Origin of the sequence: Acidovorax sp. WCS2018Noco2-16 (assembly GCF_031843945.1) — a bacterium.
Lineage (GTDB): Bacteria > Pseudomonadota > Gammaproteobacteria > Burkholderiales > Burkholderiaceae_C > Paracidovorax.
In genome coordinates this window covers 130138-141387 of the sequence record NZ_JAVTJJ010000010.1, presented here as the reverse complement: position 1 = coordinate 141387, position 11250 = coordinate 130138, and the positions used below count along the sequence as shown (strand labels likewise).

The 11250-nt window shown below is 65.8% G+C and carries 10 protein-coding genes and 1 tRNA gene; 1 reads left to right on the top strand and 10 read right to left on the bottom strand.

The genetic code is table 11. The features are described from left to right. Positions 1-224 precede the first annotated feature (224 nt). The 4 genes from RQI28_RS17140 to RQI28_RS17125 all read right to left on the bottom strand — a co-directional run bounded on the left by RQI28_RS17140 (position 225) and on the right by RQI28_RS17125 (position 5834). Complete coding sequence (locus RQI28_RS17140) at positions 225-1808, bottom strand: PepSY domain-containing protein (protein WP_311222506.1); 1584 nt, start codon at positions 1806-1808, stop codon at positions 225-227. Next, positions 1808-4066 (bottom strand): TonB-dependent receptor, encoded by a 2259-nt coding sequence (locus RQI28_RS17135; RefSeq protein ID WP_311230446.1) that lies wholly within the window; start codon positions 4064-4066, stop codon positions 1808-1810. The genes RQI28_RS17140 and RQI28_RS17135 overlap by 1 nt, the downstream gene beginning before the upstream one ends. A gap of 170 nt (positions 4067-4236) precedes the next feature. Next, positions 4237-4617, bottom strand: coding sequence for a DUF2946 family protein (locus tag RQI28_RS17130; RefSeq protein WP_311222504.1), 381 nt, complete (start codon positions 4615-4617; stop codon positions 4237-4239). Between the two features lie 179 nt (positions 4618-4796). Further along, complete coding sequence (locus RQI28_RS17125; protein WP_311222503.1) at positions 4797-5834, bottom strand: alpha/beta hydrolase; 1038 nt, start codon at positions 5832-5834, stop codon at positions 4797-4799. 297 nt (positions 5835-6131) lie between these two features. On the opposite strand from RQI28_RS17125, the gene RQI28_RS17120 reads away from it, so the two are divergent. Then, on the top strand, positions 6132-6500 hold the full coding sequence (locus tag RQI28_RS17120) for a hypothetical protein (protein ID WP_311222502.1): 369 nt from the start codon (positions 6132-6134) through the stop codon (positions 6498-6500). 60 nt (positions 6501-6560) lie between these two features. On the opposite strand, the gene RQI28_RS17115 is transcribed toward RQI28_RS17120, so the two are convergent. From RQI28_RS17115 to RQI28_RS17090, 6 genes are all read right to left on the bottom strand, one after another. After that, positions 6561-7343 (bottom strand): 3-hydroxybutyrate dehydrogenase, encoded by a 783-nt coding sequence (locus RQI28_RS17115; protein ID WP_311222501.1) that lies wholly within the window; start codon positions 7341-7343, stop codon positions 6561-6563. A gap of 41 nt (positions 7344-7384) precedes the next feature. After that, positions 7385-8134: an acetoacetate decarboxylase gene (locus RQI28_RS17110; protein WP_311222500.1), complete on the bottom strand. Its 750-nt coding sequence runs from the start codon at positions 8132-8134 to the stop codon at positions 7385-7387. A 106-nt stretch (positions 8135-8240) separates the two neighbouring features. Further along, entirely contained in the window at positions 8241-9407 is a 1167-nt protein-coding gene (locus RQI28_RS17105) for a patatin-like phospholipase family protein (RefSeq protein ID WP_311222647.1), read from the bottom strand. A 339-nt stretch (positions 9408-9746) separates the two neighbouring features. Next, a tRNA-Arg gene (locus RQI28_RS17100) sits at positions 9747-9821 on the bottom strand. A gap of 349 nt (positions 9822-10170) precedes the next feature. Next, complete coding sequence (locus tag RQI28_RS17095; RefSeq protein ID WP_311222499.1) at positions 10171-10875, bottom strand: Fic family protein; 705 nt, start codon at positions 10873-10875, stop codon at positions 10171-10173. Beyond that, positions 10872-11087: a hypothetical protein gene (locus RQI28_RS17090; protein WP_311222498.1), complete on the bottom strand. Its 216-nt coding sequence runs from the start codon at positions 11085-11087 to the stop codon at positions 10872-10874. The genes RQI28_RS17095 and RQI28_RS17090 overlap by 4 nt, the downstream gene beginning before the upstream one ends. Between the last annotated feature and the right edge of the window lie 163 nt (positions 11088-11250).

The window sequence follows — 11250 nt, the reverse complement described above, 5'->3', positions numbered from 1 at the left end:
CCGCAGCCCCGCCCCGTGACCGAGCACCGCAGGTTGCCCCGCAGCGCAGCGAAGGGGACGCAGACAGCAGGGTCGCCCTTTCTTTGCTTACTTTCTTTCGGCGAAGCGAAAGAAAGTGAGTGCGCCGCCGGGCGCATCACCCGGCCTCGGGAAGTAATCTCACAACAACTATCAAAAAGATAGCTACCACCGCTTGATACATAAGCGCCAGAGGCCAAAAAGACCTAAATATTCCTGACGGCAGTAGCAGAAGCAGCAGCAGAAGAGGAAGCAACCCGCCGCCTGCGCCCAGTCCCCTTGCGCAACCGCCTCCACCCAATCACCACCCCCGTCAAACTCAACGCAGTCCCCCCCACCGCCCACACCAACATCCACCCATCCCACACCGGCCTGCGCGCCAGCAGCGGCGCCCAGTCCCAGCTGTGCAACATCGTGAATAGCCACCGGCTGACCCGGCGGTGATCGTCCAGCCGCCCCAGCACGGCGCCGGTATGCGGGTCCACATGCACCCAGGTGGCGTGCTCGTCGCCGAACACCGCGCGTAACACGGGCAGCGGCTTGTCGCGTGCGCCGGTCATGGTGTGCGAGGCGCGGGCGTAGTAGTACAGGTCGTAGTCGGTCAACGTGTCTATGCGCAGCAGTGGCGCATCGACCAACCGGGCAATCGCTGCCTGCAGAGCGATGGGGTCTATCACAGTGCGCACGGCGGTGGCGGCGTCCAGCACCTGCGGCGTGCCGTGGGCGGGCTGCGCCAGCACCAGTGCGCGGTCGGTGGCAAGAACCCAGCGCAGCTCGCGGGCGCCGGGGCCGGCCTGCGCGAGCAGCTGGCTCACGGATGCGCCATGCACATCGTTCGCGATGAGGGGGCGGCCCTGGAACGCAGCGACGCGCAACGCAGGCGCACCGCTGTCGAACAGCCGCCAGGGGTTCATCGACATCCAGCCGCTGAACACCCAGGCGATGGTGGCGGCCGCAAAAGCCAGGCCCAGCAGGTGGTGCCAGCGCATGGCACCGCCCGCCGGGTAGGGCGTGCGCGCGCCGCTCTTGTAGCGCCCGCGAAAGCGCCAGCGCTGCAGGCCGATCACCGTGCCGACCAGCGCAGCCAGCGTGCCCAGAAAGGCCAGCGTGTTGACCGTGCCGCTCCAGTACGGCTGCAGCGCGTTGCCCCGCATCATGTAGAGCCAGTGCAGCCAGGTGCCCACGTAGCTGCCCCAGCGCTCGATGCGGGGCGCATCGCGCACCACTTCGCCGGTGGTGCCCGACACGTACAGCACGGTGTCGTCGGCGTCGCCCAGGCGCACGACGTGCAGCGGTCGGTGCGCGTCCAGCGCGCGCGAGTGGGTGAAGGCGTCTTCCTGCAGCATGCCTTCATGCGCGGGCGGCGGCGTGCCGTCGGGCCCGGCCCAGGCCTTGGCACTGGCGATGGCACGGGCGGCATCCACTTCGCGCAGGGGCGCGCCACTGGCGGCATCGATGACCACCGGCGCGCTACGCGGCGCCGCACCTTCGCGGCGCGCCAGGTACACGGCGCGTCCTCCGCTGGCTGCGGCCAGGCGCAGATCGGCCAGCGGAAGGTGGGCCAGGCCCGCGCTGGCCAGTGCGGCAGAGGGTTCCAGCAGGCTCTCTCCCTGGCCTAGCGCCGGCAGATGCGCAGTGCGTTCCGCCTCTGTGAGCTGCGGGTAGCCCACGTACATCATCACGATGCCGGAGACGAACCACAGCGCCATGACCGCGCACAGCACCACGCCCAGCCAGCGGTGCGTCAGGTAGAGGCCGCGCAGCAGTGTGGTGCGGGCGCTGCGGGCCATCAGAAGGCCACCTGCAGCGTGACGTCGAACGTGCGCGGCGCTCCCAGATAGACCAGTGCGCTGCGTGCTTCGGCGGCGTAGATGCGGTCGGTGGCGTTGCGCACGCGGCCCGTGAGCGTGGCGGTGGGTGACAGCTGCCAGGCCAGGCCCAGGTCCAGCAGCGTGTAGTCGGGCCACCAGCGGGTGTTGGCCGCATCGCCATAGATGCGCCCCACCCGACGCACGCCGGCGGTGGCTTGCAGCGTGGGCGTGACGGCATGGGACAGCCACAGGTTGGCCACGCTTTCCGGCGTGTTGATCGGCGTGCGGCCGGCCAGTGACACGCCGCCTTGCACGAAGTTGTCGTAGCGCGCGCGGGTGTGCATCACGTTGCCCTGCAGTTGCCAGCGCTGCGACAGGCGCAGGCCCGCAGCCAGCTCGACGCCGCGCGACGACTGCTCGCCCACCAGCACCGTGGCGGACGGGTTGGCCGGGTCTTGCGATGCGATGTTGCGCCGCGTGATCTGGAAGGCCGCCACGGTGGCCGTGCCGCGCCCGTCCCAGAAGTCGAACTTGCTGCCCACCTCCACTTGGCGGCCGGTGGTGAGGTCGCTGTTGTTGATGACGTCGGCAAAGGACGCGGTGGACAGCGAGCCCGAAGGCGGATCGCCCGCCGTGGCGTATTGCGCGTACAGGTTGGCGCCGGGCGCCACGTCCCACACCACGCCCACCCGGCCGGTGGTGGGGGTGTAGTCGCGCTCGAAGTGCGCCGGGCTGGCGGCGGTGACGGCGCGGCGGTTGGTCAGCTCCAGCGCGATGCGTTCGTGCCGCAGCGCGGTCACCAGATGCACGCCGGGCAGCAGCGCCGTGCGGTTCTCCGCGTAGACCGCCGTCGTCTGCACGCGGTTGTCGCGGTCGGCCACGAAGTCGGGCGACATGCCGGGAATGTCGAAGAAACGCTCGGTGGAAAAGCCGGTGGGCGCGACGGTGCTGACGGTGCCCGACACGCTGCGCGGGTAGCGTGTCTGGCGGTTCAGGCTCACGTCCAGGCCCCAAGCCCAGTCGCTGGGCCGGCCAGCCAGCGTGCTGCGCAACGTTGCGTCGATGCGGTTGCCGATCACCTTCTGGTTGTGCCGCTGCAGCAAGGCGCTGCTGCGCAGCACGCGGGTGTTGGTGGGGTCGAACTGGTAGGTCTCGACGTTGCGGTAGTCGCGCAGCGCGTCGTACGCGTAGAACGTGTTGCGCCACTGCAGCGCATCAGACGCGCGCCACTGCGTCACTGACCGCAGCCACTGCACGCGCTGGTCGTACGCACCGTCGGCACTGTTGTAGTTGGTGAACCGCGTGGCGCGGTCGATGCGCAATTCGCCCTGCGCGGGCTGCAGCGCGGGCGTGGCCCAGTAGGGCCGGTCCACCGCTTCGCGCTGGTATTCGTAGGCCAGCAGGTGGGTCAGGCCGCCGCCCAGGTCCGAGAGCAGCGACGTGGCCATCTGGGTGGACCGGGTCTTGGTGCCGCCGGTCCAGCTGCCCGCGTCGCGGTGGTTGAGGTCGAAGCGCGCGTAGTGCCGAGGGCCGGCGTCCGCCTCTGCGGTCGACCCAGTGTCCGTGCTGCCCAACCTGCGGTTCCAGCCGACCGATGCTTCCTTCAGGCCGTACGAGCCGCCGCGCACCCGGGCTTCGGTGAAGTCGTGGCGCTCGGCCGTCTTGGTGATGAAGTTGATGGAGCCGCCCACGGAGCCCGCACCGTACAGAAAGCCCGACGCGCCGCCCACGGCTTCGACCCGGTCGTAGATCCAGCTGTCCACCGCGCGCGTGGCGCTGCCGTACTGCACGGTGATGCCGTTGTAGAGCTGCGTGACGGAGGTGCCGCTGAAGCCGCGATAGCTGGCCGCCATGGAGCCCGGCGCGTTGTGCGCGGTCACGCCGGGAATGGCGCGCAATATTTCCTGGGTGTCCTGCGCGCCGCGCGTCTCGATGGTCGCGCGGTCCACCACGGTGACGGACGCGGGCGTCTCGCGCGGGGTCAGGCCCAGGCGGCTGCCGGTTTCGGCGGGCACGTCCAGGTTCAGCCGGCCCAGCGGCTCGGCGGCCGGGGCCGTGACGGTGACAGGCGCAAGCGTGGGCGCGGTGGTCGTTGTGGCAACGGGTTCAGCCTGCGCTTGGGCGGCAGCGGGAACAGAGACAGCCAGCAGGCTGCCCGCACTCAGGGCGGCCAGCAAGGTGATGGAACTGCCATGCGCGCAGGCAGGGCTGCGCGCAGAAAAGAAATAGATCGGCATGAAAAGACACTCTCGGTACGCCGACGCGGCCAGCGATGGGCCGGGCGGCGAAGTGGGCGCGGCGCAGTCGCTGCCGGTGGCGCGCCGGCGGTGGCACCACATGGTGTGGTGGTGTGCCGGCAGCTACGCCATCAGGCGATCTGCGAGGGAAGCGAGGCGCGCGAAGCGCCTCAGGAGAGTGCCTGGGTGGGCGGCCCGCGCGCCGGCAGCGGCGCGGCCGTGGCGGCGGCAATGCGGGCCGCCGGAATCGATTGCACCGCATGGCCCAGCGGTTGCGGCTGTGGCAGCACCACGGCCACGACGGGCGGCGGTGCGCCGTGCAGCGTACACAGCGGGCAATCCATGGCGGACTGGCCCTGCTCGGCCATGCCGCTGTCGGTCTGCACATAGAGCTTGACCATGCCGGCCGTGGAGCAGATCAATTCCATCGCGCGCGGCTGCACCAACGGCGACGCCATGGCCACGGCCATCGCGCAGACGAAGCACGCCAGCACCCAGTGGCGCAGCGCGCGCACCGAATAGAGGAGGGCGATGGATGAGGATTGCTTCACTTCTGATAGCTGCCTGCGCTTGTCTATCAAGCGCTAGAGGCCAATTTGGCTCAAAACGCAAGACGCCCTGGAAAATCGGGGAGCCGAACGGCAGGTGGCAGCGCATTGTAGGCAGGCGCATCGCCCTGCGGGGTGAGGCATTCCGCCACTGCCGGGCACTGGCCCGGCAGTGGCGGCGGTCAGGCGCGCAGGGCGGCCCGCAGGCGCTCGCCCGCGTAGGCCTGCGCTTCTCGCGCCTTTTCCAGTACCGCCGCTGCACCGAAGAACTCATGCGCCACGCCTTCGTAGTCACGGCGCTCCACCGGCACGCCGGCCGTTTGCAGCGCATCTTCCAGCTTGGCGCCGTCGCTGCGCAGCGGGTCGATGCGGGCATTGATGATGGTCACGGGCGGCAGGCCGGCCAGGTTGGCGTCGACGAGGCTCAGGCGTGGGTCCTTGAGGTCTTCTTCCGCGCGCACCAGGTGGTCGACGAACCACTTCACCATCGCACGGTTCAGCGGCTTGGCGATGGCGTTTTCCAGGTACGACTCGGTGTTCAGGCTGGTCTGCGCAACGGGGTACACGCTGAGAACGTGGCGGGGCGGGGGCAGGCCGGCATCGCGCGCGGCAATGGCGGTAGCCACTGCCAGGTTGCCGCCGGCGCTTTCACCCGCCAGCGCCAGGCGATGCGGGTCGCCGCCGATGCTGGCGGCGTTGGACGTCAGCCAGCGATAGGCGGCCAGCGCGTCGTCCCACGCGGCAGGAAAGCGGTGTTCGGGCGCCTGGCGGTAGTCCACCGACACGACGATGGCATGCGCCTGCTGGGCCAGGCCGCGCGCGCCGCCGTCATACACCTTGCGGTCGGCGATGACCCAGCCGCCGCCGTGAAAGTACAGCACCACGGGCAACGGGCCCACCGCGCCGCCGTCGGGTGTGTAGACCGTGGCGGGCAGGGAGCCGGCAGCGCCGTCCACCGTGATCTCGCGCGTGGACACGCCGGGCACCAGCTGCGCCGGGTCGGTCGAGCGGCCCTGTTCGCGCAGCAGGTGGTTGACGGCGTCGGCCACGGTGGGCTGCTGGCGGGCTTCGGCCACTTCCAGCTTTTCGATGGCCTTGGGGCCCAGCGCTTCGTGCGCCTTGGCCAAAGCCAGCTGGTCGTCATCTGCACGTATTGCTGCCACTGCGTTGGACACGGCGTTGAGGATGGGGTTGGGCTTGCCGTGGTTGTCGTCGCTCATAGAGTCCGTCCTTTGCATCAATCCTGAAGGGGTGGGCGTCACCACGGTAGGCAAGCCACCGTGCTGTCTGGATGCACTTTAGGCAGCGCCGTGCCGGCCGGGTGTCGGACGCTCGCTTGCGCCTGCGTGGTTTCCCAGGCGCTGGGCGCGCCGGACTATGGTTGTGATCCTCGCAGCCGCCATGCACAGAGGCGGCTCTAGAATTCTTCGACTCCCCTGCCAGGGCCTTGCTGGGGTGTTCCCAGGCACCCCCCCCGGCCGTTCCCACCACCTCTAGCGAAAGATTGGGTCATTCCCATGCTTTGGCTTCAACGCAACTGTGCCGCGGCTTTGGTCGCCGCTCCCGCCGTGCTGGCAAGCTTCGGTTCGGCCGCTGCCGGCGTACCTGGCTCCAAGGGCCATCCATTGCTCACGCGCTTCAAAGGAGCAGTCATCACCCATTACCAGGTGCGTGATTTCGACCAGGCCGTCATGCCGATCAAGCTAATGGCGTCGGCAGACCCGGTGCCGAGCGACGCCCTTGCCACCGCCGAGGGCAAGGTCGCCCGCATCGACTATTCAGTGCCTGGCGAGGAGACGGCGCTAGAGGTGATGCGCAAGAGCAGGCCCTGGCGAGCGCCGGATTCCAGACCGTCTTCCAGTGCAGCAGTGATGCGGTCTGGCTGACTCCTGCCGCTCAGGCGGACGGGGCAGCGTGTGGACTGCCTCGCCGCCGGCGCCCCATCGTCACTGCATGAACCAGCCGTGGCTGACCACCAGCGACTGGCCGGTCAGCGCGTTCGTGGGGAAGCCCGCAAACATCAGGGCGACCTGCGCGACGTCGTCCGTGGTGGTGAATTCGCCATCGGCCGTTTCTTTCAGCATCACGTTCTTCACCACCTCTTCTTCGGTGATGCCGAGCGTCCTGGCCTGTTCGGGAATCTGCTTTTCCACCAGCGGCGTACGCACGAAGCCGGGGCAGATCACGTTGGCGCGCACGCCGTGCTTGGCGCCTTCCTTGGCCACCGTCTTGCACAGGCCGATCAGGCCGTGCTTGGCCGTCACGTAGGGTGCCTTCAGCACCGAAGCCTCTTTTGAATGCACCGATCCCATGTAGATCACGCTGCCGCCGCGGCCCTGCGCGTACATGTGCTTGAGGCAGGCCTTCGTCGTGAGGAAGGCGCCATCGAGGTGGATGGCCAGCATCTTCTTCCAGTCGGCATAGCTGAATTCTTCGACCGGATGCACGATCTGGATGCCGGCGTTGCTGACCAGAATGTCGATGCCGCCGAAGGCCTTGGCAGCCTCTTCGACGCCTGCATTTACCTGGTCTTCATTCGTCACGTCGACCGCGACGCCGATGGCCTGCGCGCCGGTGGCCTTCAGCTCGGCGGCGGTGGCATCGGCCGCCTCCTTGTTGAGGTCGGCGATCACGATCTTCGCGCCTTGGCTGGCGAAGACGATGGCGATTTCCTTGCCGATGCCGCTGGCCGAGCCGGTGATGAAGGCGACCTTGTCCTTGAGTTGCATGCGATGTCCTTGGGTTGGAGTGAAAAGGGTGAAGCGAGGCTTCAGGCGAGGTAATCGTGCTCGACGGTGCCGAGCGCGAGGGTCATGTCCGCAATGTAGTGAACGGCAGATTCGATCTTCAACACCGGCAGATCGGCCACCGGCGCCAGCGCATGCGGGTACAGCGCCAGCGACGCCGGTGCAGTCCATGCGCCGTGCAGCACGACGTCGACCATGTGGTAGCGAACCAGCTCGCAGATGCGCGGCGTGCCATCGACATGCGGAATGATCTTGAGCAGGAAGTTCGGCTGTGCAATGCCGGCCAGCACCGCTCCCGCATCGACCTCGCGGTGCTTGAAGCCCATGGTGGCGGTGGCGACGCGCAACTTGCCGTAGTCGAGCGTGCCGACCACCACGTCTGTCTCGTAGTCGAAGGTGGGGTTGGCGAGCTTCTTCGGAAACCCCCAGAGTTCACGGCCACCGGCGATGGGCGGGTGGTCGTTCAGGTACATCGCGTGGACGTAAGCGCCTTGCTCCACGCCGCGCTCGGTGCGCAGTTGCACCGGAATCACCTGGCCCGATTCGGTGTAGTCGCCAAAGCCGGTGGAATCGGGCATGCGGATGAATTCGTACTTTACGAGTGGCTCCACCACTTCCAGCGGCTCGGGCACGACGGCGCGTAGCGCGTCCATGTCGGTGCGGTAGGTGATCACCATGAATTCGCGCCGCATGAAGCGGTAAGGCCCCGGCGGAAAGGCCGGGCTGGTCAGCGGCATGGCAAAAGCCCGGCGGCGAATGTCTTCGATCTTCATGGCTGGCCAACTCCCGGTGATTCAGAGGGACCAGTGTTGCGCCGATGACTTAGGCCCTGCTTAAAGTGGCCTGGGCGCACCGCCATGAACGCGATGCGCGCCGGGCTCATCGCTTGCGCGGCACCGGCCGCTCGGCGCCCAGGCCCTTGAGATCAAGCGCCGGGCGACGCACGCGTGCGGCTTCGGGCTCGCTCATGTCGAAGGTGGTGACGCCGTTGCTCGTCTCGCTCTGCAGCCATTCGGGGTGCGCCAGCGTGTTGCGCATGTCGCGCATTCCGGCCTCCCAATGCTCGAGCACCGTGGTGCGCGAGAACTCGTAGTCCTTCGATTCCAGGTCGTAGGGGCGGTTGCGGTAGATGAGGTGAACGATGTCAATCGGCTTGTGCGTCAGCCGGTCGCACAGCGCGGCCACGCTCGGGTCGTCGCGCAAGTGCTGCGGCAGCTTGACCATCAGGTCGGCCAAGGCCTGCTGCAGGTTGACGTTGGCCGACAACGCATCGGTGTTCATGCGGGTGCGGCTGGAATACATGATGTCTTTTTGCCGCTGCGACACCTCGGACAACGTGCGCGGCAGCGGACCGCGCGCGCTGAACAGGTCGACCTGCAGCACCACCAGCGGCTGCGTGCGTGGATGCATGTCGAGCACGTATTGCAGCGGGGTGTTCGACACCACGCCGCCATCCCAATAGTCTTCCCCATCGATGTGCACCGCCGGAAAGCCGGGCGGCAGCGCGCCGCTGGCCATGATGTGCTCGGCGGTGATGGCCTGCGTCGTGTTGTCGAAGTACACCGAATTGCCGGTGCGGACGTTGACCGCCCCCACGCTCAGCCGGATCTCGCGGTGGTTTATGCGGTCGAAGTCGATCAGCCGCTCCAGCGTGTGCTTGAGCGGGCTGGTGTCGTAATAGCTCACGACCGGCGCGGCGCTGCCCAGCAAAAATGCGGGGTCGAGCCGCGGCTTGAAGAAGCCTGGAATGCCGAACAACATGGCTGTCGCCGCGCTCCATTGGTTGAGCGCCAACCTGTTACCCGCGCTGTCCGGCACCTGCTGGCCAAAGCCCGACGACACCTGGTTCCAGAACTCCCGCAAGCGCGCAACGCGGTGCTCGGGCGCGTTGCCTGCAATCAACGCGGCGTTGATCGCGCCGATCGACACGCCGGCCACCCAGTCGAGCGTGGGATAGGTTTCGAACAGTGCTTCATACACGCCCGCCTGGTATGAGCCCAGCGCGCCACCACCCTGCAACACCAGCGCACGCTCGGCGAGTCGCATCTCTGCGCCGGCGGCTGGCAGCCGGCTGCCTGCAAAAGCGGGCGAGGGGCGTTGGGGGGTGGAGGTCGGCTTGGCGGGCTTGGTCATGCTTCATTGTGAGCAGGGCTGCGGCCTGCTTGCAATGTGGGGTCTCTTGCGGCGTTGACCCGACTGCGCGGCAGTGTGAAAGCCCGGCGATCCGGTGAGGTGCGCGGATTGCGGAAGTGGGCTCGCACCCGTATCGCGGTCGGCGGGGCCAAGAAAATCACCCCGCCATGCACTGCCGCTAGACCACCCTGGCGTCTTCGGAAGAGGCCATAAGAAAGCCCGCAAGAGCAAACGCTGGTGCGGGCTGGTCAATGGTCCCCTCAGCAGGAATCGAACCTGCATCTAGCGCTTAGGAGGCACTCGTTCTATCCATTGAACTATGAAGAGGCGGCAAAAAAATCTTTTTAAATCAATGACTTGCGGCGTATTTTTCTATTGAAATCGACTTGATTTTATTTGCTAGTGATACCGGGCGCGCATTGTATCAAGGGTAAAGCGGTGCTGAGCATCAACGACCATCCGGGCGTCCGCGGGTGCTTCGACAGGTTTCAGATGGAGGCTGTCCCCATCGCGTATCACGTTGCCGGCGGTGGCAAGAGCGTAGATCGGATGGAGCTTGTGATTTACAGTTGAGATCGAGGTGAAAAACCTGCGGGCCTGTTCTAGCGCTCGCGTCCCTGAATTGCGTGTGGCCAATCCGCTACCTAAGGCCCGCGGGCCTCCCCAACTCTTTCCTTTAAGGTGCCGGGGTCTCGGGCGCAATTCCACCGTTCAAATGTGGCTGTGGAACCACTATCTGCTGAGTCGGAACTGCTTGGGCTGATGGGTCTGGCACCGGCTTTACGGAGGACAACTGCTCTCTGAGCAACTCGACGATCAGCTGATGAAGCGGACTCAGATCCAATTGACCAGTTTTTGCAGACTGGTCTACCTTAACCAGTGCATCCACGTAGCGATCTCGCTCTCGACGGAGTAACTCCGGGAGAATGGTAGAACCCGGAAGCCAACTCTTCATGCTTACACAAAGCACAAAATAGCATGCGGCACGTGCGGTTCTTCCGTTTCCATTGATGAACGGGTGGATGTAGTTCAGTCGCCATAACACGAAGGCCGATAAGACGATGGGATCACTCGTCTCCCAAGCTCTATTTACCGTGTTTACGAAGTCATCCATCAATGCATCGACACGATGGTGCTCTGGCGGCGTGTGATCGCCGACGTAGACCTGGCACGGCCTGTATTCACCAGCATTCGTGTGCAAGCACGTAATTGCTTGAAAATTGAGCGCCTTGACAATGTGCGACGAAAGGAACGCCTTCTCAACTGCGAGACTGCAGCCTACCAGCGAACGCAGAAAGTCGTATTGCCGCGTGCCATTAGAAATTTCGAGATCGCGATATACCGGGTTGTTCTCGGTTCCAACGATCTCGAAAAGAATCACCGGGCCAACTCCGTTTGAGCGCCCACTTGTCCGCGAATCACCTGCCTCACGTGATCCTTCGTAACGCCGTTGTCAGAGCTCATCGAGCCATAGACGAAAGACACCTTCTGCTCCATGAGATCTTCGGGTGTGAGCGATCGGCTTGCAGCTTGTCGGAGGTCGGCCAGCAGCCGGGCGCCAGTCTTAAGAGACAGTACGCTATCCATGATCATGGTTCACTCCTTGGGATGTAGATTCATTGTGCGGTGCAGATCGCGTGCATTCAAGTGGCAATTTACGCTCTACTTGGGAAATTCATTGGTGTAATCAATGACACTTTTACATGTCAGATCGGACGCACAGTCGACCAGCACAGCCGACGATTCTATTCCGAAC

Bases quoted from the DNA above. Each gene is read 5' to 3' on its own strand.
- RQI28_RS17125 (WP_311222503.1), bottom strand. From the start codon at position 5,834: ATGAGCGACGACAACCACGGCAAGCCCAACCCCATCCTCAACGCCGTG.
- RQI28_RS17135 (WP_311230446.1), bottom strand. From the start codon at position 4,066: ATGCCGATCTATTTCTTTTCTGCGCGCAGCCCTGCCTGCGCGCATGGC.
- RQI28_RS17115 (WP_311222501.1), bottom strand. From the start codon at position 7,343: ATGCAACTCAAGGACAAGGTCGCCTTCATCACCGGCTCGGCCAGCGGC.
- RQI28_RS17140 (WP_311222506.1), bottom strand. From the start codon at position 1,808: ATGGCCCGCAGCGCCCGCACCACACTGCTGCGCGGCCTCTACCTGACG.
- RQI28_RS17090 (WP_311222498.1), bottom strand. From the start codon at position 11,087: ATGATCATGGATAGCGTACTGTCTCTTAAGACTGGCGCCCGGCTGCTG.
- RQI28_RS17120 (WP_311222502.1), top strand. From the start codon at position 6,132: ATGCTTTGGCTTCAACGCAACTGTGCCGCGGCTTTGGTCGCCGCTCCC.
- RQI28_RS17110 (WP_311222500.1), bottom strand. From the start codon at position 8,134: ATGAAGATCGAAGACATTCGCCGCCGGGCTTTTGCCATGCCGCTGACC.
- RQI28_RS17105 (WP_311222647.1), bottom strand. From the start codon at position 9,407: ATGCGACTCGCCGAGCGTGCGCTGGTGTTGCAGGGTGGTGGCGCGCTG.